28 protein-coding genes and 1 pseudogene are annotated in these 24,570 nt (G+C 44.3%); 5 read left to right on the forward strand and 24 right to left on the reverse strand.

The window, feature by feature from the left end; genetic code table 11:
- Positions 1 to 376: 376 nt before the first annotated feature.
- The 5 genes from dinG (at position 377) to F0226_RS00690 (ending at position 5,194) form a co-directional block, all read left to right on the forward strand.
- Positions 377 to 2,452 carry an ATP-dependent DNA helicase DinG gene (dinG, locus tag F0226_RS00670; RefSeq protein ID WP_171733815.1) on the forward strand — a complete coding sequence of 692 codons (2,076 nt, stop codon included), beginning with the start codon at positions 377 to 379 and terminating at the stop codon, positions 2,450 to 2,452.
- A gap of 64 nt (positions 2,453 to 2,516) precedes the next feature.
- A complete protein-coding gene (locus F0226_RS00675) occupies positions 2,517 to 3,296 on the forward strand; it encodes a TSUP family transporter (protein WP_171733816.1) in 780 nt (259 codons plus the stop codon).
- A 12-nt stretch (positions 3,297 to 3,308) separates the two neighbouring features.
- Positions 3,309 to 3,857 carry a primosomal replication protein gene (locus F0226_RS00680; RefSeq protein WP_171733817.1) on the forward strand — a complete coding sequence of 183 codons (549 nt, stop codon included), beginning with the start codon at positions 3,309 to 3,311 and terminating at the stop codon, positions 3,855 to 3,857.
- Entirely contained in the window at positions 3,847 to 4,017 is a 171-nt protein-coding gene (rsmS, locus tag F0226_RS00685) for a pleiotropic regulatory protein RsmS (RefSeq protein ID WP_171733818.1), read from the forward strand. Before F0226_RS00680 ends, rsmS begins: the two co-directional genes overlap by 11 nt.
- Positions 4,018 to 4,060: 43 nt before the next feature.
- Positions 4,061 to 5,194, forward strand: a complete 1,134-nt coding sequence (locus F0226_RS00690) for a cupin domain-containing protein (protein WP_171733819.1) — start codon at positions 4,061 to 4,063, stop codon at positions 5,192 to 5,194.
- 160 nt (positions 5,195 to 5,354) lie between these two features.
- On the opposite strand, the gene F0226_RS00695 is transcribed toward F0226_RS00690, so the two are convergent.
- The 24 genes and pseudogenes from F0226_RS00695 to F0226_RS00810 form a co-directional block, all read right to left on the reverse strand.
- Entirely contained in the window at positions 5,355 to 7,472 is a 2,118-nt protein-coding gene (locus tag F0226_RS00695) for a methyl-accepting chemotaxis protein (RefSeq protein WP_171733820.1), read from the reverse strand.
- A gap of 954 nt (positions 7,473 to 8,426) precedes the next feature.
- Positions 8,427 to 8,624, reverse strand: a complete 198-nt coding sequence (locus F0226_RS00700; RefSeq protein ID WP_171733821.1) for a hypothetical protein — start codon at positions 8,622 to 8,624, stop codon at positions 8,427 to 8,429.
- A 1-nt stretch (position 8,625) separates the two neighbouring features.
- A complete protein-coding gene (locus F0226_RS00705) occupies positions 8,626 to 9,321 on the reverse strand; it encodes a hypothetical protein (RefSeq protein ID WP_171733822.1) in 696 nt (231 codons plus the stop codon).
- The gene (locus F0226_RS00710) at positions 9,312 to 10,001 is read right to left on the reverse strand and encodes a hypothetical protein (RefSeq protein WP_171733823.1); all 690 of its coding nucleotides are present in this window, start codon (positions 9,999 to 10,001) and stop codon (positions 9,312 to 9,314) included. Before F0226_RS00710 ends, F0226_RS00705 begins: the two co-directional genes overlap by 10 nt.
- A gap of 13 nt (positions 10,002 to 10,014) precedes the next feature.
- Positions 10,015 to 10,545, reverse strand: a complete 531-nt coding sequence (locus F0226_RS00715) for an adenine glycosylase (RefSeq protein WP_171733824.1) — start codon at positions 10,543 to 10,545, stop codon at positions 10,015 to 10,017.
- Positions 10,546 to 10,560: 15 nt separating this feature from the next.
- A complete protein-coding gene (locus F0226_RS00720; protein WP_171733825.1) occupies positions 10,561 to 12,948 on the reverse strand; it encodes a phage tail protein in 2,388 nt (795 codons plus the stop codon).
- A gap of 12 nt (positions 12,949 to 12,960) precedes the next feature.
- Positions 12,961 to 13,560, reverse strand: coding sequence for a phage tail protein (locus tag F0226_RS00725; protein ID WP_171733826.1), 600 nt, complete (start codon positions 13,558 to 13,560; stop codon positions 12,961 to 12,963).
- A complete protein-coding gene (locus F0226_RS00730; RefSeq protein WP_171733827.1) occupies positions 13,547 to 14,734 on the reverse strand; it encodes a baseplate J/gp47 family protein in 1,188 nt (395 codons plus the stop codon). Before F0226_RS00730 ends, F0226_RS00725 begins: the two co-directional genes overlap by 14 nt.
- On the reverse strand, positions 14,727 to 15,074 hold the full coding sequence (locus F0226_RS00735; RefSeq protein ID WP_171733828.1) for a DUF2590 family protein: 348 nt from the start codon (positions 15,072 to 15,074) through the stop codon (positions 14,727 to 14,729). The genes F0226_RS00730 and F0226_RS00735 overlap by 8 nt, the downstream gene beginning before the upstream one ends.
- Positions 15,074 to 16,962: pseudogene (locus F0226_RS00740) on the reverse strand (phage tail tape measure protein). The gene F0226_RS00735 and the pseudogene F0226_RS00740 overlap by 1 nt, the downstream one beginning before the upstream one ends.
- 40 nt (positions 16,963 to 17,002) lie before the next feature.
- Positions 17,003 to 17,146: a hypothetical protein gene (locus tag F0226_RS00745; RefSeq protein ID WP_171733829.1), complete on the reverse strand. Its 144-nt coding sequence runs from the start codon at positions 17,144 to 17,146 to the stop codon at positions 17,003 to 17,005.
- A 41-nt stretch (positions 17,147 to 17,187) separates the two neighbouring features.
- The gene (locus F0226_RS00750) at positions 17,188 to 17,451 is read right to left on the reverse strand and encodes a putative phage tail assembly chaperone (protein WP_171733830.1); all 264 of its coding nucleotides are present in this window, start codon (positions 17,449 to 17,451) and stop codon (positions 17,188 to 17,190) included.
- The gene (locus tag F0226_RS00755) at positions 17,448 to 17,684 is read right to left on the reverse strand and encodes a hypothetical protein (RefSeq protein ID WP_062859693.1); all 237 of its coding nucleotides are present in this window, start codon (positions 17,682 to 17,684) and stop codon (positions 17,448 to 17,450) included. The genes F0226_RS00750 and F0226_RS00755 overlap by 4 nt, the downstream gene beginning before the upstream one ends.
- A gap of 2 nt (positions 17,685 to 17,686) precedes the next feature.
- A complete protein-coding gene (locus F0226_RS00760) occupies positions 17,687 to 17,917 on the reverse strand; it encodes a hypothetical protein (RefSeq protein ID WP_171733831.1) in 231 nt (76 codons plus the stop codon).
- A gap of 4 nt (positions 17,918 to 17,921) precedes the next feature.
- The gene (locus F0226_RS00765) at positions 17,922 to 18,344 is read right to left on the reverse strand and encodes a DUF5675 family protein (protein ID WP_171733832.1); all 423 of its coding nucleotides are present in this window, start codon (positions 18,342 to 18,344) and stop codon (positions 17,922 to 17,924) included.
- Entirely contained in the window at positions 18,341 to 18,559 is a 219-nt protein-coding gene (locus tag F0226_RS00770) for a TraR/DksA C4-type zinc finger protein (protein WP_171734019.1), read from the reverse strand. Before F0226_RS00770 ends, F0226_RS00765 begins: the two co-directional genes overlap by 4 nt.
- 26 nt (positions 18,560 to 18,585) lie before the next feature.
- On the reverse strand, positions 18,586 to 19,041 hold the full coding sequence (locus F0226_RS00775; RefSeq protein ID WP_171733833.1) for a phage protein: 456 nt from the start codon (positions 19,039 to 19,041) through the stop codon (positions 18,586 to 18,588).
- Between the two features lie 3 nt (positions 19,042 to 19,044).
- Positions 19,045 to 20,181: a DUF2586 domain-containing protein gene (locus F0226_RS00780; RefSeq protein ID WP_171733834.1), complete on the reverse strand. Its 1,137-nt coding sequence runs from the start codon at positions 20,179 to 20,181 to the stop codon at positions 19,045 to 19,047.
- Positions 20,182 to 20,196: 15 nt separating this feature from the next.
- Complete coding sequence (locus tag F0226_RS00785) at positions 20,197 to 20,853, reverse strand: virion morphogenesis protein (protein ID WP_171733835.1); 657 nt, start codon at positions 20,851 to 20,853, stop codon at positions 20,197 to 20,199.
- A complete protein-coding gene (locus F0226_RS00790) occupies positions 20,837 to 21,331 on the reverse strand; it encodes a phage tail protein (protein WP_102418081.1) in 495 nt (164 codons plus the stop codon). The genes F0226_RS00785 and F0226_RS00790 overlap by 17 nt, the downstream gene beginning before the upstream one ends.
- Complete coding sequence (locus F0226_RS00795; RefSeq protein WP_171733836.1) at positions 21,328 to 21,747, reverse strand: head completion/stabilization protein; 420 nt, start codon at positions 21,745 to 21,747, stop codon at positions 21,328 to 21,330. Before F0226_RS00795 ends, F0226_RS00790 begins: the two co-directional genes overlap by 4 nt.
- A 137-nt stretch (positions 21,748 to 21,884) precedes the next feature.
- Entirely contained in the window at positions 21,885 to 22,601 is a 717-nt protein-coding gene (gene gpM / locus F0226_RS00800) for a phage terminase small subunit (RefSeq protein ID WP_171733837.1), read from the reverse strand.
- A 30-nt stretch (positions 22,602 to 22,631) separates the two neighbouring features.
- The gene (locus F0226_RS00805; RefSeq protein WP_171733838.1) at positions 22,632 to 23,624 is read right to left on the reverse strand and encodes a phage major capsid protein, P2 family; all 993 of its coding nucleotides are present in this window, start codon (positions 23,622 to 23,624) and stop codon (positions 22,632 to 22,634) included.
- Positions 23,624 to 24,487, reverse strand: a complete 864-nt coding sequence (locus tag F0226_RS00810) for a GPO family capsid scaffolding protein (protein WP_171733839.1) — start codon at positions 24,485 to 24,487, stop codon at positions 23,624 to 23,626. Before F0226_RS00810 ends, F0226_RS00805 begins: the two co-directional genes overlap by 1 nt.
- Between the last annotated feature and the right edge of the window lie 83 nt (positions 24,488 to 24,570).

Genomic DNA, 24,570 nt, shown 5'->3' on the forward strand with positions numbered 1-24,570 from the left:
GCCTGTCAAATAACATAAAAATTAAACCTAAAAATATAAAAATAAATATAAATCAAATACTTACACTACATTACAGCAATTTACGGCTAATATCCCAACAACAAAACATTAACATTTGATAGAATGAAAAGAGTTATATTCAGAATATAAAACCAAAAAATATAAACATATTGGCAATTAACACCTAATAACATGATATTTTAAAGGTTAATTCAGCAACTTACTCCGAAGTAAAAAAATTAATTTTTATTTACCAATAGTTCACTTTTTTTTTGTGAACAAGATCTAGGTTTACTCCAAAAGCAATCAATTTTGCAGAAAATGAACAGGTTAGAGTTATGTGCTACTATCTGTGCTCAGTTACGTAGGTCACAGTATGCTAAGCACTAAAATCCAGAATTCCATTCGCACCAGTTATCAAAACCTTCAATCACAGTTGGACAACTTTGTACCTCGACGAGCACAAAACTACCTCGTTGCTGAGATAGCAAAAACACTCTGCGGCCAATACCATAAGAGTAATCGCATAATTGTCGCTGAAGCTGGCACCGGCATTGGTAAATCCCTAGCTTACTTGATGGCAACCATCCCTGTTGCGGTGCTTAACAATAGAAAAATTATCATTTCAACCGCTACTGTTGCCTTGCAAGAACAACTTGTGAACAAAGATCTTCCTTTATATAGAAGAATTACTGATAGAGAGTTCTCATTTATATTGGCTAAGGGTCGTCAACGTTACTGTTGTGCGGAAAAACTCGCAGCCGCAAGTGGGACTGATGGCGGTCAAATGGCAATATTTGAGTCCAAGCCAAAGAAAAAAGACATAGAGCAATTGCAGACTATGTATACCAGCCTTGCTCAAGGAAAATGGGATGGTGATAGAGATTCATGGCCTAAACCAATAGACAATTCGATTTGGCAAATGATTGTTAGTGATAAGCATAGTTGTAATAACAGCATGCCAACTCACCGTAATTGTCCTTTCCAGAAGGCTCGCTCTGAGCTAGATAAAGCCGATGTCATTATTGCGAACCACAGTTTGGTCATGGCTGATGCAGACCTAGGCGGCGGTGTCATACTTCCTGAACCAGAAAACAGCATTTATATATTTGATGAAGCCCACCACCTCCCGCATGTTGCTAGGGATCACTCCTCTGCAGCTGCGAGTTTAAAAGGTGCGGCTTCTTGGCTAGAAAGATTAAATCAGTCTATTACTAAGCTTTCAGGGTTAGCTGATGAAAAACGAGTTTCTAGATTTAGGAACGAACTGCAAGACTCTGTACAGCAACTTATTCCGACATTGAGCCAACTGAGTAAACGCTTTGATGCGTCTCAGTTTGAAGATGGTATCTATCGTTTTGAATATGGTGATTTGCCTGAATGGTTAGAAAGCGAATCTAAAGATCTCAAGCAACTGACACAGAAAGCAAGCCAAGCCGTTGCGAAAATTGCAGATCTCATAGCGGAAAGAGTCAAAGACGGTGAACTTTCGGCCAAGCTCGCAGAACCAGCATTGGCTGAAATAGGCTTTTATATACAAAGAACCGAGAATTTATCTCAGGTTTGGAAGTTAATGGCAGAGCCCAAACGAGAAAAAGGCGCACCTTTAGCACGCTGGCTTGAAATAAACAAAGAACGTGAAGACGATTTTGTCGTCAGTGTTTCACCTTTGGAAGTTGGTTGGAAGCTTGATCAGCAGATCTGGAGCCGTTGTGTCGGAGCTGTACTTGTCTCAGCTACCATGAGGGCACTCAACTCTTTTAGTTTCTTTTGTCATCAGTCTGGGATCAGCCAAAAACCGGAGAACGGCGTACAATTTTTAGCACTAGCTTCACCATTTGATTATCAAAACCAAGCTGAGCTGATCGTACCTGCAATGAAGTATGAACCTCAGGCGCCTCAGTTTACAGAATATCTTATTGAAATATTGCCTAAGGTAATTGAAGACAAACAAGCGAACCTCGTTTTATTCTCTTCTTATTGGCAAATGAACCAAGTTGCAGAGTCTTTAGCAACAGATTTCGTTAAACGCAGCTGGGCTTTACAAGTGCAAGGCGATACTTCAAGAACTGAAATTCTAAAAAAACATAAAAAGCTTATTGAGCAAGGTAAAACCAGCATTCTTTTTGGTACAGGAAGCTTTTCTGAAGGCTTAGATTTACCCGGTGAACTATTAGAAAATTTAGTGATCACTAAGATTCCATTTGGTGTACCATCCTCGCCTGTTGAGCGAGCGCATTCAGAATATATTGAATCTCGCGGTGGAAATCCGTTCATGCAAATAACGGTACCTGAAGCAAGTAAAAAACTGATTCAGTCCGTAGGTCGATTACTGCGTAAAGAGAGAGATTCTGGTAAAGTCACGATCCTCGACAGGCGCATTGTCACCAAACGCTACGGTCAGTCTTTATTAGACTCGTTACCACCATTTAAAAGAACAATAAAATATTAAATTTGACCTTAATATCGCAGGGTCTAAAACTACAACATTATAATAATGAGAATATAAGAAATTTATGGAAATGATTGAACCAACAATGCTGGTAGTGCTTGCACTCGTTGCGTTTGCTGCTGGTTTCATTGACGCTGTTGCAGGTGGCGGTGGAATGTTAACGGTTCCTGCTCTTCTTTCTATAGGATTACCGCCTCATATTGCGTTAGGTACTAATAAATTAGCTGCGACGTTTGCATCATCAACTGCGGCTTTTACTTATTACCGAAAAAAGCTCTTTAAACCCGAGTGTTGGATTAATGCTTTTATAAGCACCCTAATTGGAGCCACTATTGGCACACTGGCAGTTAATGCGATCAGTACAGAATGGTTAGAGAAAGTTTTGCCTCTCATTATTTTAGCCGCGGCAGCGTATACTATTTTCCATAAAACACCTGACGCTAACCAAAACGTATCTCCCAAGCCTTGCCCAACCCTCAAGAAAAAACAGATTATCCAAGGTTCTATTCTCGGATTTTATGATGGTGTTGCTGGCCCTGGGACTGGTGCATTTTGGACCGTAAGTTCAATGGCTTTATATAAGCTAAATATTTTGCTTGCTTCTGGTTTAGCCAAAGCAATGAACTTCACAAGTAACTTTACCTCATTGATTACCTTCGCTGTTCTTGGTCACATTGATTGGGTACTTGGCTTAACGATGGGTGTTTGTCTGATGGCCGGTGCTTTTGTTGGAGCTCACTCTGCTATTCGTTTCGGTGCCAAATTTATTCGCCCAGTTTTCGTTACTGTCGTCAGTGTTTTAGCGATTAAGCTTGCCTATGAAGCATGGTTCGTCACTCTTTAAGGTGAGAAATCTATGAGTCAGCTTTCCGCACTTAAAACGTTATTAGATACGTTAATCGGTCATTGCTCGCAGGTCGATAAAGCTAGAGGGAGATACCATCAACCTCTTTTCGATCGTACTTTATTTAAAAGCGGTGCGCATTTTCTTCTGCCGTGCGCTTTAGAAACTCAATCAACTTACCAGACGATTTTACGTGAACAGGCGAGCTCTCAACTTACTCCAACAAGAGCGTCTTACTTGTCTGAAAAGTTGATGAATCAAATCGCGGCGATTCAACGTGAGCTTGCTAACCACGATTTAAGACAAGATCGTCCTCTAAAATCGGCGAAAAGCCCAAATCAGCTGTATAATGATCTCGCTCAGCATCAAGATTGGCATAGGCGCTTAACTCAGTTAGTTACTCAAAGGCAACAAGCATGGGCGAACGCTCATAAAAGTCAGAAAGCCGGCGCTGAGAAAGCACTTAATACGGCGAAAGAAAGATTAGAAAGATGTTCAGATTCGATGAAGGATATTGAGCGTTTGATTAACTTAGACAAACCTAGGCGACATGATGACTGATAAAGCTCCTTCTCCGCTAGATGACGCACCTGAAGAGGTCAAACTCGCTGTTGACCTTATCTACCTCTTAGAAAGTAATGAAATCGACCCACAAGTGGCTGTAGCGGCTCTTGAGATTGTCCAACAAGATTTACAATCCAAGCTAGCTCCTAGCTCCTAGCTCCTAGCTCCTAGCTCCTAGCACTCGACTATATAGGATACACATGTACCAACTTAGCTTTTCTATGCCTGAATTCCTTGAAAACTACTGGCATAAAAAACCCACTATTCTAAAAGGTGGCTTCCAAAACTTTATTGACCCTATCTCTCCAGAAGAGCTTGCGGGTTTATCGATGGAAGAAGAAATCGACTCTCGATTTGTTTCTAACTTCAATGATGAATGGACAGCAGAACACGGTCCATTTAGTGAAGAAAAGTTTGGTCAGTTAAATGAAACTCATTGGCAGCTTATTGTGCAAGCTGCTAACCATTGGCATGAGGGCGCGAACCAGCTTACAGAAGCATTTACATCACTTCCTAACTGGTTATTCGACGATCTGATGATCTGCTACTCAGCTATTGGTGGCGGCGTTGGTCCGCACATCGACCAATACGATGTATTCATCATTCAAGGTCAAGGGAAACGCCAATGGCGCGTTGGTGCTAAAGATACAGGTCAGTATAAAGAAACTTGTCGCGCTTCTGCTCTAAGACAAATTGAAGGTTTTGATGCCATCATCGATGAAACTCTAGAACCAGGTGATATTCTATACATCCCGCCAGGTTTCCCACATGAAGGTAATACTTTAGAGCCTTCTATGAGCTACTCGATTGGCTACCGCTCTCCTAAAGAACAGGAGCTTATCAGTAATTTTGCTGATTTCGTTCTAGCTCATGATATGGGTGATGTGCACCTTCATGATCCTGAATTCAAAACTCAAGACACTTACGGAAAAATCCGTACGTCTGATCTTGCGAATTTAACGACAATGTTGAAATCAGCACTAGAGCAACCAGATACTATTAATGATTTTATGGGTTGTTTGCTCAGCCAGTCTCGTCACCAACTCAATATTGTTGCCCCAGAGCCATTATGGAAGCCTGAAGAGATAGCTCAGCACTTAGAGTCTGAAGGTGAAATCTATCGTGTATCAGGACTAAAAGCGCTTTACCATGAGCATGAGAAAAATATTGCTTACATCAATGGTGAAGTTATTAAAGTGGCCGATGAAGATGCTGTATTCCTTAATTCACTTTGTAACCAGACTGTTGTTCACTCTGGCATCGAAATGAGCCAAGCTTCAATATCTCTCATGACGGATTTGGTTAACAAAGGCTATTGGTTTATTGAAGACTAATGTTGACTTCAGCGACTGCCTTTAAGTCTCTTAATAGCAATTAAGCTTAATTTGTGTTTAATCTTCATTGTTAATAAACAGAAAAGGCGAACTTCATAGTGAAGTTCGCCTTTTGATTTATATAGAGTATGTTCGCAGTGTATAAGCTGATATTGAGCCGTTAAACTTTAAACTGATTCACTAAATCTTTCTGTTGAGTGACTAACTGATCGATCTCTTGACCAACTTGCTCAGAAGATCCTGCATGTTCCAAGATCTGTGCACTTAAATCACGAATATTCGAAACACTCTGATTCACTTCTCCAGAAACGGACTGCTGTTCTTCAGCCGCTCGTACAATCTGATTATTCATATCACTGATTGCCGCTATTGATTCAAAAATTGCACTTAAATCTTGAACGGCTTTTTGAACATGTAAAGCCGTATCATTAGCAAGCACATTACCTTCTTGGATGGCTTCTACTACATCTTGAGTACCTGCATGGACTTTGCCAATCACTTCGCGGATCTCACCAACAGAAGACTGTGTACGGCTTGCCAAGTTTCGAACTTCATCAGCTACAACCGCAAAGCCACGACCTTGCTCTCCTGCCCTTGCCGCTTCAATAGCAGCATTAAGTGCGAGTAAGTTAGTCTGCTCAGAGATTCCCTCAATGACAGTTAAGATCTCTGTAATATTACTGTTGTTTTTCGCTAATTCTTCCACAATAGGAACCGCACTCGACATTCTATCCACCAGCTTGATCATCTCTTCTGCTGATAGTTCGATAACTTGCTGTCCCTGCTTCGCAGAGTTGTTAGCTTGTGTTGCCGCTTCAACTGCGACTTCTGCATTTTGTACTACGAGCCCTGAAGTCTGCGTCATCTCTTCTGAAGCAGTAGCCACCAAATCTACTTCTTTAAACTGTGATTCACTGCTATTTCTAGTATCAGAAGCAGTCGATTTTGCTCTAACGGTTGTTTCAGCGACTTGTTCAGTCGTTTGAATAACCTGTTTAATCGTATTCTGAAGTTTATCTAAGAATAAGTTAAAGCCTTGAGAAAGTTGCCCAATTTCATCTTGAGATTTAACATCTAATCGCTGAGTGAGATCTCCTTCACCAGAAGCAATATCATTCAGTCTCTTTACCACTTCTCGAATTGGTTTAACAATAGAGAGCGAAGCGATAGCAATAACCGCTAATCCGATTATCATGAACAAGGAACCCGCGAGAATCTCTGTTTTGATCCCTTCTTCAACTTTGTTGCTAATGATGCCATCAAGTTTTTCCGCATCAGCAATCACACTTGAGCGAGGCATTTCAAATAGCACGCCCCAAATCTGGTTTGCAGAACGAACAGGAGCAAATGAAATCAACCATTGATTATCTTCACTCCATTGTGTCGTCACTTCTTCACCGAAAAGAAGATCCGTCATCACATCAGTTGAGATTTGTTCGCTTAAGAACGGGCTACCCGCTTGAATTGACGTATTATCAGTTGCGATAACTGAGCCATCTAAACTCACTACATAAACTGCGCCACTGCCATTAAATAGGCTTTCATCCGTTTCGCGGATAATTTCAGTCAGCCCATCAAGGCGTAGATCAATCCCTAGAAAACCAATAGAAACGCCATCAACGACAATAGGAACGGATATTGAGGTTGCAAGAATGCGCCCAAGTTCAGTTTCAATAATTTTTGGTGTGCTTACGCAGGTTTCCCCGCTTGAAATAGGACAAAAGAAACGCTCGCTATTAGCACTATCATTAAACGTTTTTTCCGAGATAACATTGGCTAAAACGTTCTCACCGTTATCTGCGATTCTCCAATAAGGCGCAAAACGACCGATCTCATTTGACCCTACATAATCTGCATCAACATAATTATCATCTTCACTATCAAGCATATTCGGTTCAAACACCAAGTACGCACCTTGAATTGAATCGAAATTGATAACAGATTGGCGAACCATCTCATCTAAGGCTGTTCGTAATTCTTCACTCGGAGTGAAATTCTCTTCCGCATTATTCTTTAAAAATAAAGCCGTAGCAGACAACATTTCTGCTCGGTATATAGCTTCATCTATATACTGCTGAACTTCTTTCGAATTTAGCTGAGAAACAGAAGCCAGTAATTGTTGAGACTTGTCGATTACCGATTCAGAACTCAATGTTTTTATGACTTGTTGATTAGAAGTGGCGTTGTATATGGAAAAACCAATAAGGGATAAAGAAGTGATCAGCAGGCAACAGCCCGCCAGTAAGGTAATTTTCCACTGTACCGAGAGAGATCGCATTGTTGTACATCCTTATAATAAGCCAAATGACTTTCATAACCTTATGAATAGCTTAGATCTGATTACACCATATTCATTTGATAGATCATACTAAAGTTTACATAAATGTTAATAAGAGTAACTAACTACGTTGACTATCAATACATATTCCTGCCTTTGTTGTCGCTCTTCACCACTATAAGATGCTAGTATTTCTGAAATTCTCACAGTTTCCATTTAAGGATCTTCATGAAAGTCATCAGCTTTAATATATCTAACGTTAATTAATACTATAAAAACAATAACTTAAATTTATACAACCATCTTAGTGGCGATGAAATGGCGACAGATTGTTATTTTCTCTATTTCTTACACACGAATAAACACTAGCATTTTTCCACGTAAATCCCCTATTTTCTGCCATTGCTCTGCCTTCTTTCCCGTCCACTTTTACCGCTGAATCCCTTGAACAATTTTGAAAAAATATAATTACTATCAGATTGGCGTCAAAGCCTTGCCCTGTCTGGCTTCACCTCCTGAAAAAGAGATCTTTAATTTTATACATTAGATCGTTAAAAACCTGACAGAAAACACCTAGTAACGTTTAAAATCAACAACTTAAATTAGCAACTAAGATCCTTACAGATCGTCATTATTGCAATTTATCGAAAAAAAGCGCAATTATTGAAATTCTATTAGGCGCAATATAAGCCCTATTCAATGGCTTTTCGTATCACTCGAAGCCTTTATAGCAAAAGGCTTTAGCGCATGTTCTGTGCCTGCCATAACCCCGTAGTTTTTCACTAAATCAAAATTGCGAAAAAACCAGATCGAAAACGTCGCAGGTGGGGAGGATGAGTGCGGATTCCGTCACGTGGTTGCTCCTTTCCGTGGCGCTAGCCTGCAGCTATGTCATTGGCTTTAGATATAAGAAAAGCGCCCGTTGTGGGCGCTTGTTGGTGAGATGGTTGGTGTTTACGTTACTTTATAGGTCCCGTTAGAGCTGCCAGTGTTTATGATGACTTCTGCATCCCGCTTAATCACTGTAACCATTGCTGCTGCTATTGCTTCCATCAACGGTGAGTTCTGTGAAAACTCTCCTTCTGTCACAAAGCCTCTTGCTTGCAGCTCTTGAATCAATTCTTGCTTGGTTGCATCGACTTCTAATGCCATGTTACTTACCTGCTTTGACGGTCGCTGAAACGTCTACATGCGGTTTTCCAGTGAACGGACAAATGGATGCACCTGTACATACACCTGTCCCGCCATTCATTGTAATGAGATCTGCTACTTCAATGATTTTCTTTGCCGTAGATGATTTGTTGCCTTTGACGGTTTCACTGTGGTTACCATCAATTTCAGCAATTCGATTTTCCAGTACTTTGATTTGTTGAGTGAGGCATTCAAGCTTGTCGGCTTGGTCTGTCTTACGTTCAAAGTTCCCGTCTTTGTCTACCAATTGGTAAACACCTTTGCGTTGTTGGTATCGGCTTTCACCTTCTTTGATGCCTGGTAACTTGAACCCAAGCGGAAGAACGCAACGAATAAAAGGTTTGTCTGGTTGCCCGAACATAAACCCTAACTCAACAATACTGCCAATAGCCGGTGGTTCTAACCGACCAGCGTGATCACCAAGACCTGGCACTGGAAGTGGTACCGCCTGCAATGGTGGTTTGTCTTCGTATTCCATGCCCTTTTCATCAAGTAGCTGAACATCTACCGCGTAGTGAGGATAAAAGCGATCAGACAAGTCCCCTTCTTCTGGGAGTTCTGGCAAGGCGACCACTTTTCCCCATCTTGGCAAATGCCACTGCCCTGTGAATTCAGGGAACAAACGGAAGATGATGCGCTTGATAGTATTTACATCCATGTGAGCTTTGCCTCCGTTCCTTCAAACTCGACACCGACTAATCGAAGCCCATTCACCACAACACCTGGCTTGAGCCTTGGAATAGCCGGTATCTTTACTGATTTGTTTGCCGTGTGGTTGGTCATGAGTTCGTTAGGTATGGTGATAGGCTTATCAGCCCAATGGGAATCTTGCCAACTGCCTACGTAAATTTGCCCGTTGCCTTGTTGCTGCCAGAACAAGTCTTCAATGCTGAACGCTTGGGCGAGCTCGTCTATGACTCGATAGCCATTGCCATCACTGTAAAAGCAAGGGATGGCAGTTTTACTGTAAGCCTTTTCTGGTAACACAAATTGAAGCCCTGTTTTATTGGTGACTTCGCTTAGCAGCTGCATGAGTGTTGGGTGACGCATGATGATGTTCAGTGGCTTGTAAAGTATTGCTGATAGCTCTCGGCAAAATACGGCAGACCAACCTTTTTCAGCAGGCTGCACCCTTTCGATGTAACCCAAAAAGACTCGGGTAATATCATCGCCCCAACCTAAGTCTACGGCGATGATGGTATTGGGCTCTGGATTACCTTCAACAGTCAGCTCGCAGCGACCTGGCGTATTTTTATCAAAGACGACTCTATGGCTTTTCATCTTGGCTTTATCTTTACCAAGGTAAACGCGGCTAATGAATCGATTGTTTGCACTCATAAATCACCACTAGTTAGAGCTTTTTGCTGTCGTTGAGTACTTTCTGAAATCCTGTTAACTCAACTTCGGTCCCTGGCGGCACATCGTCACTTTGCCCAGCTTCAACCGGTGTATTCACACCTTGTACTTTTTGCTGCGCGGCGGGTTTGTCCGCTTGGCGCTGCTCTACTCGTTCTGGTACCGAAAGATGCTCGATAAGTTCAAATGAAACACTCCATTGCCTGTGAGACTCTTGCTCATCGGCGCGAACGGAACCTTGAAATTTGGCTTGGCGTATTTTTAAGGCTTCTGCCGTTTTGTTACTGATTCGATAGATTTGGCGGGCATCGTTTTCTTGCGCTTCCGCCAAACTGAACAAGTTGGTTAATAGCTGTTTCTTGGTAAATGGGATCACGCCTTTCACGGTCAGAATTTTACCTTTGCTGCCTGTTTCCGCTTGGTCGGTAGCCGAGGTTTGACCGGACATGTCTTGTCCGGCCAATTGCTGACGAACGCTAATGCGTAAGTTCTTTAATGGGAGTTGGGTGCCGTTTAGGGTTAGCATACTAGTATTACTCTATTAGTTTGCTGTAATACTGATGTAAGTATTAACAATAGACTCTGCATTAACTGACAAGCCGTTTTCATCTTTCAAATGGATACGCCATCGCAGAGGATCACCGGCAACAAAAGCTCCTACAGCGACTATCGTTTCTTCAACTCCTATCGTTGCAACTGATATTGACTGACAAGGAGCACTAAATCGCAATAATAATGCTCCCGCTTCAATAACCATATTCTCTATCCCATAAGGTTTACCATGGTCAAAAACTTTCCACCCATTTCCGTCATTCACAATGATTCCAGATGCCATCGCTCCTATGACATCGGGTAACTCTTGTCGCTTAGAAACTTGGCCACTTTTTAGCTTAGAAAAGCACCATACTGCGCCACTCAAGCCACTCCAGTTATTACCGGTTACAGCTTCAGCTTTAGTAATGAACACCGATAACTCTTTTTCATTGCTAACAGAGAAATTTAAGGGTATGGATTGCGTTTCTTGTTCCGAATTAGCATCAACATTAATCCGTTGAGAGCCTACTTGAACTTTATATTCTGACGGTCTCGCATACTTTGTTGGCATCATTTGCGGATCAAGTGAAGTATCGACGACCAAAGAATCTAAACACCAAGGAATTTCCGTACTTTCAACAATGGCCCTAGCCATCGATTTATATCCAACCTTAGAAGGATGAACGCTGTCTTTGATAAGTCTGGGATTCGGTTGAACTAAATCAGGCAAACGACTCCAATCCCACGCATCAAACACCCACACCCCAAACCTAATTAATTCAGTTTGCATCCATGAACGTAGTTCTTGTATTTGCGACTGCTTAACTTCATCTGAAGTGCGATAAGCTGGCGGTGTATTGAATACAGCTAATATCCCGTTCTCACAACAAGACTTCGCCATCGAGATTAAATCGGTTTTCGCCCCCTCAATGCCATGACCATAGCTGATGTTATTTATTCCTACATTAACAACAACAAACGCAGGCTTGCCAGGTAAAGTTCTAGTTCCTTTCCCATCACCAGGGTCATAATCTAACCCGAGAACGTCGCGCTTCCATCTAGCCAGTATTTGAGCCGTTTGTTGTCCGCCAATACCATGGTTATACCAATACAATCCTGTTATTGCGCCAAATTCATAACTTAATTGGCCACTTTCATTCTCATGTGCTAAGTCGACTTGCCCAAGTTCGTTATGAAGCCTCCCATGAAGTTCAGGATGCCCTTCAGCAATAGAATCTCCTATAACAACCCCAAAAGGTAAAGATAGGGTGATGCCTTCGTTACCTGTAAGCTCTGAGATCCAAGCGCCATTATTGTTAACATCTGAACTCGCCACCCAAAGTTCATTATTGAAATGTGGATATGAATAAAAGCTACTCAATGAGGACGTTTCACCAACGGCAAACGCCTTCACTTTTTTAACACTACCCATCGCGTGTGAACGAGTAGTGTCAATGACATCATCCGTGTTTTGGTCACCTGTTTGTAGATATTTACTTTCAATGGCTTCGTCAACACCTCGGAAGTTTTCCCCCACCCACTTTCTATCTGCACTTTCTCGGGCAGGCCTTAAATCAGAAACAGTTCCATCAGCGTGAACCTTTGCTATTTTGCAAACAAAGTGCTGCTTACCTTGCTCATCGTTGTAATCATCTTTCTCTTCTGAAGTCACAACAAACTCGAACTGTGTTTGATATTCACCAGTTGGTGAACCATCTTTATAGAGGTCAACATATATGAATGAAGGCTTTTCAAGAACTTGTAACGTTCGTTCAAAATCTAGGGCCACACGTCGACCAGAAACATAGCCAGAACCTGACTTAACATTGAATGCTGTAGATTTAGGCGTGACCAAAAAAGCATCTTCAATAAACCAATCATTGCCATTTTGGTCAACCATCGCTTGAGCAGTATCCGCATCCATTTGGTTCATCCGCGGTGTAGCATTATATTGCCAACTTTTAGGATCAACGGTGATGTTCGTTATTCCCGAAATATTGTCATACTTAATCACTTGTGACCGGACTAATGTATTTCCCGCGACACCTGGTTCATCCTTCGTTTTTGGTGTTCGAACTGGATGATGGATCGCAATAACAGTGTTGTGTTCACTGCAGTAAAGACCGCGCCAGTTAAAATAAAATGGACCTACGTTACTCGCGAGCGTGGTGGAATAGATGACCATATCCGTAGAAATTCGACCTCGTTCATGTACATCTGACTCGTGAACCACATATTGGGAAGGGGTGGCATCAGTTTCCAAAGGAAAATCTGCTCGGTCTGGTACATCGGCAAAGATAAATTTGTCTATTCTTAATTCTTTTTCTTCAGCCGCAAGTTTAGCCATCAATTCTTTGCCAGCTTTTGTTAATATTTGTGTCGTCGCATTGGTCATTTATTTCCACCTTTACTGTGCTGTCGCGCACTCTAAATCCATATCTAAATTGAATACTGTCGTAAATGAATTCGCTTCCAATGGCGAATCTGCAACAGCCGTCTCATACGCGCCGTCTAAAATTTGGGTTTTCAACGGCATATCAATTTCTACATAAGTCGTATATTGATATCGTCTGCACGTCCGCCCGTATTGACGAACTACGGTATCCAATAAATGTGGGACTTCTGATAAGTCACCGTCTCGAATCTTTAGGCTGACTACATCCCAATCGACATTCACTAGCCTTTCATCTTGGGCAATGTGCGGATAGCCGAGCTTTTCAAACATCTCTTCCCACCCAGACACCGAACCCGCATCACGAGAAAACCCGTAAGCATGCGCCACACGGATTCGAAACAAGTCTTCGGGCTCTTGTCCGAGCTTTTCTACTCCACGTTGCCAAGCCAGAATATTGACCAAAGCAATAGGCGCGGTCAGCGGATCATGCTGTTGCAGCGGCATTTCAAATGCGGCTTTTACATGTTCCCAATAATTACGCATGGCTCGGGCAAACTTGGCGAGTTCACCTCTACCCATCCAATAACGAAGGTTTATCTCAGGTATTTTCAATGGATACCTCCAACGTCTGAATGCGAGGCACCGTTAGGTTGTTAATGATGTCGGCATTCTCAAATTCGAGTGATTCAATCTGTGAAAACTGCCCATGTAGCTCTTGCCCTAATTTGGAGAAGCTAAAGCGCAACACTGGATTGGTCACGGTTGGCGAATAATCGGTATTCTCACGAAATGCCGCGCCAATGAACTTCTCTACTGCGGCTTTAAGCTCTGTTCTTTCATCCATCGTTAATGAGCGTTGCGGCCACACATGACAAACAATATTGCTCTGTGTTTCTGGCATCGCCATCACCTGCAGATCATCACCATGACCGTGTTGCCCTTGATTACGAATGTAGGTGTTCAAGTCGCTGAGCATTTCAGGTGAAGGCTCACCCGTATCAAGCAGAATGTACGCGTTCGCAGTACCAGGCCCACGTGGCGCGTTATGCTCGAAATACACGTTATCGTCGTTAATGCCTGCGCGACTGGTCAGCAATGAACGGTAAGCCGCATCAATGTGCCATTTCGCCACCGCGCTCCATTGGTTACGGATACGTAAGCGAAGTTCATCGTTGCTTTCTTTGTCTGCGCCTGCAGCGGTTAGCCATTCGGCTGGGTTGGTTGCGGCTGCAATGCCTGGTATCGCAGTCGGCAAAATATGGTAGTAACCTTCGCCAAGGTTATAGGCTGCACCTTCACTTTCAGCTTCAACATCGACCATAACCGTGGTTTCGTTTTCTGGCAGCGTGGTATCAGCCCGCACACGAACGCGGTAAATATTGCCGTTAATGACTTCAGTCTGAATCCATGTATTTTGGGGAATGACTAACGCGGGTCCTTTCACGGCAGCACGTTGAAACGCGATAAGCCCAGCGGCTTTGGTGGCTTCTTTACGAGTCAGCTTGCATTGCCAAGCCAGTAGGTCTAACCATTGGTCGACAGCGGTTGCCACAAACATGTTGGGCAGAACGTAACCCACCAATAGAGTCGTGATGAGCCACAAGGTGACATTGACCACTGCCGATTCAATCAAGCGCCAGAACGGAGAGAAAAGCGAATCGTTAGAGATAATGCAGTCTTCCTTTTCCATTTCTTCTTTCAGCACTTTTTTCCAACTGACGGCATCGGTAGGAATACCGGATTGCTTAACCAGCTCGGTATAATCTGGCTTTGGAATATCAGACATTGTTTATCTCCATGGTGACATCACCCTTTGCTAAATCACCAAACTCTGCTGTCGTGGCGAGCACGTAAATCGTGCCTTCTGTTGGCTCTTCTAATTGCACTGTGCCTGGTACTAGGCGAACGTCTTCTTCCACCAATAATTCCAGCTTGGTTCGAATGTCCGCTTTCTTTGATGGGCTGCGCTCTGCAATAAGTTCAACCGCTAAATTGCTTTCAATGATGGCGTGTTTAATGTCTTGGGCGATCACGGCTCGGTCTTGAATCAACACAGGGTTACGACCGGCATCGAGCACTACATCGCCGTTTTCAATCAGTAAGTCTTGGTATTTGAAATTACCCATTAGCCTGCCGCCATTTCTAGTTCACTCGCCATGTCTTGCGGGTTATTCATTTGCTGCACATACATACTTACGCCACCATAATTGGTTGAACTGGTTTGATGATTCGCAATGCTTTTCGCGGCGCCACCTGGCTGAATTTGTGCGTAAGGTGTGGCACTTTTCACAGCCTTTGAACTCACTGGTGCGGTTTCCTCTTCACTGCCAAAACCGGGTAGCCAATCCACTAGCCCTTTCATGGTTTCCCAAATACCCGCTAACTTATCGGTGAACCAACTGAATACACTGCCAAAGATGTTGCGCATCGAGTCCGCCATTTGCCCAATGAAGGCAAAACCACTGGTATCGGTAAAGCCACTCATCACCCATTGCCAACCTGCTTTGATGAACTCAAACATGGCTCTAAATGGCATGGTGATTAATGTGATGGCGCCTTCTAAGACTTGGAACCAGGTTGTGTCGCCAAACGAAGCTTTCAGATCATCCCAGTAATAAATCAGTGCACCGACAGCGGCGACGGCGGCAATCACTGCGCCCACAATCAAAATGATTGGGTTGGCGGCTATCGCAATATTGGCAGCAAGCATTGCCACACGCAGTGCGCCCATGCCTTTGGTGAGTAAGAAGTTCACCCCTGCAAACAGCTTCATGGTGATCATATAAGTCGCCATGACTTGTTTGCTTATGCCCATCATGAGAGTAAAGGCACCACCTGCCGCGACTGCGCCTAAAATGGCGACGGCAGCAAAACCAATGTATTTAGTGACCTCAGGAAAAAGTTGAGTCCATTCAATCAGAGTGGTCGCGCCATCCGCCATACCGCCCACCACTGGCAAGATGGCAGGTAAAAGAACCGCACCAAATGCCGCGCTTATGGCAAATATGCCTTGTTCTAGCCGTTCCCATTGGTCGGTCATTGCACCAGCCATTTTTTCAGCTACATCGAGCCCTTGAACTTTTCCTAGTTCATTAATTGAGCTAGCAAGCCCATCCGTGTTTTGCATCAACAGTTGGATCATGGCGGTGGCTTCTTGTGTGCCAAACGCCTTGCTCAATTCTGCCGCTTCCGCCACGGATATGGTTTCACCGTAACGCCCTTTAATTTGGTTCAAGATATCGACCATTGGCAGCATTTGACCTTGGGCATCAGTAAACTGCATATTCAAGGCTTCTTGTGCTTTGGCGGTACCGCTAAGAACGCGCGATATTTGGTACCGGCTTCACTGCCACTCATGGTGGATTGCAAGGTACCCAGAATCGCCATTTGTTCCGTCATACCCACACCCACAGAGGTAGCCGCAGCCCCTACAGAAGTGAATGCCGAAGACATCCCATCACCTGTGGTCTTAAACATTTGCACTGCTCTTGCAGTTTGACCACCCAACATATTCACCCAATCCGCCTTACCCATTTGGTTGGCTGAACTTTGGAAAATGCCGTACATGGTGCCAACATAATTGGTAATGGTTGACGTATCCGCTTTAGTGGCGGCAGCAAGCACACCCGACGCGCGGGTAAACTCAGAAAGCTCATTACCGCCTAAGCCTGAAATAGCCGATTGGATATCATAAGAAGCCGCTACAAAATCTGAGGCTGACTTCCCGTAATCCACTGCAAATTCAAGTGCGGTATCGCTTAGTTGTTGCAACTGTTCATCCGCCACGCCTAGCGATTTCACTTCACCCAATGCTCTGTCCATTTCAATAGCTGGCATCAAGGCTTTTTGCAGAGCAAAACCAGCACCCACCATGCCAGCCGCACCCGTCACCATGGTTTGTGTACCTTGGCGATAAGTGTTGGTGACATCGGTCATTTGTCGTTGAATATTGCCCAGAGGTTTCGAAATCTGGTCAATCAATCCAACTTGAAATTTGAGTGAATCGGGTAGCATCAAGCATTCTCTATTTAGGGTGCTGATTCATACTTAGCGGCTAACCACTAAAGGCTTTGGCGACACCGTTAGCCGTAACGGCTTGCAGGTTTTCCCAGTGGTCTTTCTCTATCCAAATGGCATAAGCCAGGTTTTGGTCAGTATCTGGTTCATGGGGTAACCACTTTCGTCGCCACGCATACATTTTTTGCCTGTCGCTGCTATCTACTGCCGCGACAAGCGCATCTATTTTTTTACTGAGATAGACAGCTTAGGTGTGTACTCTTTTAGTACTGCGCCATAAATCTGCGTGGCGGCACCTGCGTTATCTTGGGTAATTTCACGCAGTGCGTCTTTTGAACCTTCGGTCACACAGCTCATTAAGAAGTTATGGGCGGCGCTACTGACATCACCTTGCATGGTGGTGTTTTGCGCATCGTCGTATTCGGCTGGCGTTGGGTTGAATTCAAGGTCAACTGCGCCAACGGTTAAGATAATTGCTTTTGTCATGCTGCTTCTCGCTTCAATGATTCGTAAATTCGGGTGAGTCCGGTTTCTAATTGACGCTCTAATCGTTCGAAACCATCTTTCACTTCTTCTTTGGTTGCGTAGCTTTCTGCTACATGGGTTTTATAGTCGGCAAGCTCTTTCGAGAGAGAAAACAGCTTGCCGATCAGTGCTCCGGTTAACATCACCAACAAAGTGGCAAGGGCAACCAGTGCAGATAACCAAGTCGGGTCCATCGCTATTCCTTCTGAGGAATTTCCTTCAAGCGTTTGCCTTGAAGTGATGCAATAACATCGTCAACCGTATTTTGAAGAACATCATTTGTGCTCAGACCTTTTAAAGTCTCTAAGCCCCAAACCACCAAGCGAGTAGCAAAGCGTTCAAGAATGATTTTCCAGCCGATTTGAAAGAACAGACCTTTCAGTACTTCCAGTAAGGTTTTGCCAATAATTCCAGTGAGGAATCCCATAGTATTAATCCTTTAAAATAGTGAGTTTTGCCGTTTCGCCATTAAGCTCTGCCATCAACGCTTTGAAAGCATGACCAGAATTCATAACAGCCCATTCATTACCTACGAAACCAAAGTCAACACCTGGCGCTAGACACCCTTGCAGATCACTCGGCTTATTTGCCTTATGAATCAGCACATGTGTTCGAAGACTTGGTCCGTGACGGGTTACGCCTAACATTGGCTCTTCTACTGCGTAACAGTTGCCAAAACGGGGTGATTCATGTGGTAAAAGGTCGTAAGTGCCTTCAACAATGCAAGATTCACTTGGCTTGTTGTTGAGCATTGGACGTTCAACCATGCAACATACTTTTGAACCATCAGGGCGATAGAGATACGAATAAGTGCCATGTTCAAAGTAACGGCGTTTCATCAAGTAATGTTTCATCGCTTCATTTTCTCCAAGTCACTTTGGCATTGGGTGCAGTATTGGCATCCTGTTACTTGCTGGCGGCGTTCTTCAGGTATTGGGTCGCCACACTCGCCGCATTCTTGTGCGCTTTTCCGTTGTTCATTTTGCTTAGCCCTTGCCAGGTGGTTGGCAAGCGCCACTTCTGTGAATTGGGTTTCAAGGCCACTGGCATGGTCGATAACATCAGACATCATGTCCCCTATCTATTGAGCAAAAGTTACTGAACCAAGTCTTCGGTTTCATCTGGGCGCAAGTAAGGAACGCCGTTGATATTCACAAAGTCAGGGCTTGTCACTTCGAACGGCAGCTTATGAACTAATGCGCTACCACCATTTGAATCGGCATCGAGCAAATCAGAGATTTTGATACGACAACCGAAGGCTTCAATTTTCAGCTCGTCTTTATCAATCTTGCCGTAGAACATCGCATCGAAAGCTGGCATGCCGCGCCATGAACCGGCTTGTTTTGCTGCTTTGCTCAATTGGTTGAACTGCTGCGTGGTGAGTTCCATTTCACCACTTGCTTCTACATCACCATCGACATAACCATCGGGCACACCAGAGGTTTTATTGACGGCAGAATTATCCGTAATAGACAGGCTGACTTTTTGCGCTTTTAGCTTGTAGTCGCCCATTGCAAAGTGCATGTTCTTGCCAGAAATACGCGTACTCATTGGTTACGCCTCCGCATCTGCAGGGTTAGATAGGTCAAGCCCAATGTTCACAACAATGTGTTTCGGGCAGTTATGAGGGCGAACCATTAAGCCAATGTTGACTTTGGTCTTGGTTATCCACTGAATCGACACGTCTTCATCGCGTGGTGCCATGATTTCACCAGGGAACGGAATGCCACCTATCTCGGTGGTTTTCGACATATCACGCATGTCTTTGCTGAAGTAAGTACGGTTGAGTTCAATGCTTGGCGGTGTCGAGTTTAGGATTCGGTCGGCAACGCGGCGAATCGCTTTAATGCGCACACGACGGTTAAGTTTGTGAACAGGGCGAACGTATTCAAGGTATTGATAATCTCCGCCTTTGGCTTCAAGCGTGGTCGCGTCTGTCCAGTAAATGCCTTCCATATCCGCATACCATTGCGGAAGTGAATAACGTGCATCGGCTAACGCTGAAATGGTGCTCATTTCCAGTGGGTTGCCTGCGCTATCCACTGGCATTTCACCAAGACCTAATAGGCTACCCGTCGCCACTCGCATTGGGCTATCAGCTACCGTCACTGCGCGGTCACATAAGCGACCACCAAGCACACCCACGTTATTGCCGTTAAGCTGTGGCACTGGTGTCACCATATTGGCAGACACATCTTTCACTAGAGCTAGCATGGCGGTTTCATAATCCGACCACGTTTGACCACTCTCTCCATCAACACCGGCATCAATGCCAGCACAAGCAACAAGGAAAAATACCCAGCGGCCAAGTTTGCTCGTAAGCTCTGTTGCTTTATCTTGCATCGCAGTGAATTCGGCTTTGTCTGTCACAGCATCAACAATACAAACGCCTTCAAACGAGTCAGTACGGTTGGCAATGTCTACGGCTTCTTGCCAAGTGGCATCCGCCGCTAAACCGAAAATGCCAGCCGTCCAGTTTTGTTTGCCATTTAGCTGCGCCGCTTTGACGTTTGCGCCTAGCGCATCATCTGCCACCACTTCATCAAGGTTGGTCATGTTGTTTACACGTGTAACCTTGCCTTGCAGTTCGGCTTTATCGGTGCGCCCGATGTAGATCAGGTGGCGTTCAATTTCTGGAATCCCGCCTTGCCCTAAATTGAGGTTGTTGACCTCTACCTTTCCGGTTGCCATTGGTTGTTTCCTCGCTTATGTTCGCTTCTTAGCCTTCTCAAGTATTTGTATGAGCTGGCGGGTGACTTCGCGTTCTTTACTGCCTAATATCTGGCGTTCTGCTAATGGGATATCCCAAGCGGACATACTGGGCTGATTACTCAGTTCTCGGATAATTTGCCCCGCTTGACCATGGGTTACGGTTTCCATTAATAAGCGCAGGCTTGGCTTTTTCCGCCCTTTACCGCTTTTTCTCGCGACTGTGTAACCGAGTTCCCTTAGCTTTCTCGCTTGCCCTTTTGAACAAGGCGCTGAATAGTTAGGTGTTCCCCACCGCTTTTGCATTTGCCGCTTGGTCATTTTTTGCTTTTGACCAAGGTGATGCCTTGCTGCAATTTTTGCGGTGAGCTTATTGTTCCAAGTTAGGTCGAGCATGTTGGCGTTTCTTACATAAGGGGTTAACCCTTTCGCCATACGGCGCATCACTTTGCCGCGCTTCTTCCCTTTTCTGGGTGCTAATGCTTGCCCACTAACATCCTTTTGCTGCCTGATTCGTTTGCGAGTATTGGCGGTTTCCCAACGACCTAATGTTTTAAGAATCCAAATTCGTTTTTTGGGTGGAAGGGCTAACATGGCAAGCTTTTCTTGCATGTTGAGCACATCCCTTTTATTAACGCTAACCGTCGGTTTCATTCACCAACTCCGCTTCTTCTGCGGTGTAAATCTCTACGGCTTGAACTCGGTATTTGATGCCACGCCAAGTAATCATTCCCGCTTCTGGGTCTGGCACTAGCTCAATGGGTTCCATCAACTCAAGCTCTATTCCAACATCAGCCACTTCACTGCTGATCACATCAACTGAAAGCGTTGGGTCTTCAAGTTCTTGTTCGTTTCGGTCTTCTTCATGGTCACTTAACCAACAAGCAACCAGTGCCAATAAACAACGCGGGTCTAATAACTGGTGAGGAAATTCCTCAACCGAAATCACCGCGTTGTACTTCCAGTAACACGCGATATAGCCATTATTTCCACGGTCTTCACCACTTGGCACAATTGAGCCGTTCTCTTGCCAAGCATCAATTTTGTTATCCAATACATTGCTGTTTAGGTGGCTAACGATGTAATCCGTTAAGTGCTCAAGCTTGGTTTTGTTGTAAACCGTTTCGCTCATATCGAACTAATCCCATTGGCACTACGACCAAGTAACAAACGCACATCTTTATTACTTTGGGTGGTGAAACGTGCCTCTTGTTCTGGTTCATCTGTTGCGACACTTTCGCCTTCTTTTCGGCGGTCTTGCGTGGCGAATTCTTTTAATAGGTCAGCATGAGCCAAACCATAAACCGCGCGTTTATAAACGGCTGTTTTTGCTGCACCTAGCACTGGCGGGTTGCCATCGACCAACAGGCTTTCAAGTCGCTGCTGAATATTCAAAGCAGCAATGCTTACGGCTGCAGCCATAGAATCGTTATCAAAGGTGTGGGGAATACGGCGCAATTGACGAAATTCATCGGTTGAGAAATCCGGCCAACCTTCACCTAGTAAGGCGGTATTTGATGCGCTGTTAACTTTTCCACCAAAGCTCATTTCGATTCCTTGCTTTTCAATTACGAAATAGGTGCGCCTCTAGCCACTGGGTCAACGAGTCACAATGAGCGTTTGCTATTGCACTCTTGCCAGCCGAGGCGCGGTGGCGTAGGAGTCTTTGTTTTAGTCGTTACTGACTAAAGATTCTTGCCATCTTTAATGGCACGAATGCGTTGTTCGATTTTCTTTACTTGGGTACCCACACCCACTTTCGGGTGCTTATTGTGAGCGTGTTGAAGCAGAGCCAAAGCCTTTTCCAACGTTTCCAAATTGCCGATTGCTGTCGCTTGCGGTTGACCTTCTTCATTTCGAATCAGGTATAAACCTGCGAACTTGTACCACTTGGCGTGAACCTTCTCGTGTAAACGCCACTCTTTCTCTAATTTCTCAAACACCTTTGAAAAATAAGGTTCAATTGAGTTGCCACGTTCTGATTCACGTTCGACCCATGTGAACACTTCATCTGCACAGATAGTCGGCCAATCACGGCGGAAACCTTCAGGTGGTGGCAAGTCGAGTTCAATTGCCTTTAAGCACCACTCAATTGCAGTATCGATTTCTTTAATATCGAATAACCAAATCAGTAAATTACTGAAAATTGGGTTTTCGAACTGCTCACCACTTTCTAAGTAGTTTTGAACATACGGTTTGTATTTCGGGACTAAGACATTGCGCTTATGCTCGACACGATCAGCAATCGCATTGAAAGAGCGTAAATACTTGCGGTCTTCTTCGAAATCAATCAGCTTGATGTGCAAGCTATTGGTGTCCACACCAGAAGTAACTTCTGGCGCAGATTGGTTAGCTTGCATTTCAAGTAATTGCTTCCGCTGTTTTGCTAATGGGCTAACCATTATTCACTCCATAAATCTACTGGTGCAGGATCAAACAACAGTGACAGATTCAATAGCAGCAAACTTTTTAAGGTTGCCCACTGCGTAACCTTCCATACGAATATGGTTAGATTCGAATCGTAGTTCGTCATCGTTGTTTTTCTGGCGGCGTTGCTGGGTATTGGCTTGCGTTAGAACTTGAAGGTTCTTGGTGTTCGTAATCCAAATCTGATCAGCAGGGAAAAACGGTGGTGTATAAGCCTTTTTACCTGCGATGGTTTTCGCTAGTGCTTGAGCGGCTTTGTGCTCTGTTGGTGAATTAGCCGCTTCAAGCAATCGGTGTTGTTCTGCAGCTACCAAATCCGAACCAACCAACACGACAAGATCAGGGTCTTGGCGATGCTCTGGCGCAATAGTTGTATTGATGAGGTCTTGCGCCAACGAATCTAAGTTCTTATATGAATCAGCCGTAGCGCCTGTTGAATCAAGCTTCGCAGATGCTAATACCTGGCTTGCTTTCTTCTCTTTAACAATGGTCAACCAACCTTTGTTAACATCTTGACCTAGTGGGTTTGCATCTGGGTCAGTTGGTGTAGCGATTGAAGTACCGTTAAAACCAACACGTAAAATATCTAAAGCAAAGATGCGAGAAATCGCATTAAGCATTAGTTTTAGCCATTCGCCTTTTTTGCCTGAGTTAGCCCATTGCGTCATGGTTTCCCACAAAAGGTGTGCACCAGAATCGGTTTTCGTCAACTCGTAGGTGTTACCACTTTGTCCCATTTCTCGGCTAAAGCGGCCTGATGACGTTCGACCAGTGGAAAGACCATCATTACCAACATCAACTACTTGACCTTTAATTTGCTGTACGGGCAGCAATGAGATCATCCCAAGGAATTCGTGCGACTCTAGAATCGCTTGGCGAAGTGCCGTTTCCATTGGCGGTGTAATATTGAAAGTACCGTAAGGAACTTCTAGCCCTGCAGCTTGTGCTACTGAAAGGCTAAATTCAGCCAGATACTTAGTTGAAACAGCATTTAGCATTAAAATACCCCTTCCATTTTGTCACTTGCACCCGCGTCACCTGGCTCTTGACCTGGTACTTCTTGCGAAAGCTCGTTAAATTTCTGTTCTAAGCCAGTCACTTGATCAACAAGTGGTTGAAGCTTTTCTTCCAGCGTCGCAGAGAACTGCTCTACTGTTGCACCTTCGGGTTTAACTTCCGGTGCTGGCGTTGGTTTTTGCAAACCAAACTCTTCTACGAGTTCGCCTTTAAGTGCGCCAAATTTTTTATCAAATAGCGCTTCTAGTTGCTCAGGAGTCACGTCAATGTCCTCTGGTTCAGGCTCTACAGGTGTAATTGCTGGCAGTTCCCCACCAGTTTGGAAATGCTTTGCCAAGTCCGAGAAAAACTTAGAAATAGGATTAGTCGTGAAGCACTCAGACACATCTAATTCTTCAAGGTCACTACACTCAATCTTGGTGACTTCACCTTGTTTACGAGAGAATTCAAGACGATCTGTTCCTGTAGAAGCTGGGGAGTCAGTCACAGCTAGGCCCATTAGGTAACAGCGTCCTTCGCCCTTGTAATCGGGGTTCGGTTCAACAGATGTAAATAGCTTCTGCCCATCTTGGTTGGCATCTAACAAATATTGGTTTGGCGTAATCTTGGCGAACAAACGTAATTTGCCGTCTTTTTTCTCAGCTTTGAGTTTCTCGACAACACCCCAGTTTTTACCTTCAAACACGTTCCAATGAGAACGGGCATGTTCAGGCCAAATCATTGCTGTGTATTCAGAAGCCGAATACAGCGATGCCATGTCTTTAATCCATGCTGCTGTAATCTGGCGACCGTCTACGGTTGCGCCTTCTGTAGCAACAATCTTCCAATCACTGGTTTTACTCATGCTTGTCGTTTGCCCAATTAAATTACGTCAAATGAATCTTGTGTACGGCAAACAATACGCCTTTGACTGACTGCTTTCAGCCA

This window comes from Vibrio sp. 99-70-13A1, from assembly GCF_013114625.1.
Taxonomy (GTDB): Bacteria; Pseudomonadota; Gammaproteobacteria; order Enterobacterales; family Vibrionaceae; genus Vibrio.

Bases quoted from the DNA above. Each gene is read 5' to 3' on its own strand.
- dinG (WP_171733815.1), top strand. From the start codon at position 377: ATGCTAAGCACTAAAATCCAGAATTCCATTCGCACCAGTTATCAAAAC.
- F0226_RS00675 (WP_171733816.1), top strand. From the start codon at position 2,517: ATGGAAATGATTGAACCAACAATGCTGGTAGTGCTTGCACTCGTTGCG.
- F0226_RS00680 (WP_171733817.1), top strand. From the start codon at position 3,309: ATGAGTCAGCTTTCCGCACTTAAAACGTTATTAGATACGTTAATCGGT.
- rsmS (WP_171733818.1), top strand. From the start codon at position 3,847: ATGATGACTGATAAAGCTCCTTCTCCGCTAGATGACGCACCTGAAGAG.
- F0226_RS00690 (WP_171733819.1), top strand. From the start codon at position 4,061: ATGTACCAACTTAGCTTTTCTATGCCTGAATTCCTTGAAAACTACTGG.
- F0226_RS00695 (WP_171733820.1), bottom strand. From the start codon at position 7,472: ATGCGATCTCTCTCGGTACAGTGGAAAATTACCTTACTGGCGGGCTGT.
- F0226_RS00700 (WP_171733821.1), bottom strand. From the start codon at position 8,624: ATGGCATTAGAAGTCGATGCAACCAAGCAAGAATTGATTCAAGAGCTG.
- F0226_RS00705 (WP_171733822.1), bottom strand. From the start codon at position 9,321: ATGGATGTAAATACTATCAAGCGCATCATCTTCCGTTTGTTCCCTGAA.
- F0226_RS00710 (WP_171733823.1), bottom strand. From the start codon at position 10,001: ATGAGTGCAAACAATCGATTCATTAGCCGCGTTTACCTTGGTAAAGAT.
- F0226_RS00715 (WP_171733824.1), bottom strand. From the start codon at position 10,545: ATGCTAACCCTAAACGGCACCCAACTCCCATTAAAGAACTTACGCATT.
- F0226_RS00720 (WP_171733825.1), bottom strand. From the start codon at position 12,948: ATGACCAATGCGACGACACAAATATTAACAAAAGCTGGCAAAGAATTG.
- F0226_RS00730 (WP_171733827.1), bottom strand. From the start codon at position 14,734: ATGTCTGATATTCCAAAGCCAGATTATACCGAGCTGGTTAAGCAATCC.
- F0226_RS00735 (WP_171733828.1), bottom strand. From the start codon at position 15,074: ATGGGTAATTTCAAATACCAAGACTTACTGATTGAAAACGGCGATGTA.
- F0226_RS00745 (WP_171733829.1), bottom strand. From the start codon at position 17,146: ATGTATGCGTGGCGACGAAAGTGGTTACCCCATGAACCAGATACTGAC.
- F0226_RS00750 (WP_171733830.1), bottom strand. From the start codon at position 17,451: ATGACAAAAGCAATTATCTTAACCGTTGGCGCAGTTGACCTTGAATTC.
- F0226_RS00755 (WP_062859693.1), bottom strand. From the start codon at position 17,684: ATGGACCCGACTTGGTTATCTGCACTGGTTGCCCTTGCCACTTTGTTG.
- F0226_RS00760 (WP_171733831.1), bottom strand. From the start codon at position 17,917: ATGGGATTCCTCACTGGAATTATTGGCAAAACCTTACTGGAAGTACTG.
- F0226_RS00765 (WP_171733832.1), bottom strand. From the start codon at position 18,344: ATGAAACATTACTTGATGAAACGCCGTTACTTTGAACATGGCACTTAT.
- F0226_RS00770 (WP_171734019.1), bottom strand. From the start codon at position 18,559: ATGTCTGATGTTATCGACCATGCCAGTGGCCTTGAAACCCAATTCACA.
- F0226_RS00775 (WP_171733833.1), bottom strand. From the start codon at position 19,041: ATGAGTACGCGTATTTCTGGCAAGAACATGCACTTTGCAATGGGCGAC.
- F0226_RS00780 (WP_171733834.1), bottom strand. From the start codon at position 20,181: ATGGCAACCGGAAAGGTAGAGGTCAACAACCTCAATTTAGGGCAAGGC.
- F0226_RS00785 (WP_171733835.1), bottom strand. From the start codon at position 20,853: ATGAAACCGACGGTTAGCGTTAATAAAAGGGATGTGCTCAACATGCAA.
- F0226_RS00790 (WP_102418081.1), bottom strand. From the start codon at position 21,331: ATGAGCGAAACGGTTTACAACAAAACCAAGCTTGAGCACTTAACGGAT.
- F0226_RS00795 (WP_171733836.1), bottom strand. From the start codon at position 21,747: ATGAGCTTTGGTGGAAAAGTTAACAGCGCATCAAATACCGCCTTACTA.
- gpM (WP_171733837.1), bottom strand. From the start codon at position 22,601: ATGGTTAGCCCATTAGCAAAACAGCGGAAGCAATTACTTGAAATGCAA.
- F0226_RS00805 (WP_171733838.1), bottom strand. From the start codon at position 23,624: ATGCTAAATGCTGTTTCAACTAAGTATCTGGCTGAATTTAGCCTTTCA.
- F0226_RS00810 (WP_171733839.1), bottom strand. From the start codon at position 24,487: ATGAGTAAAACCAGTGATTGGAAGATTGTTGCTACAGAAGGCGCAACC.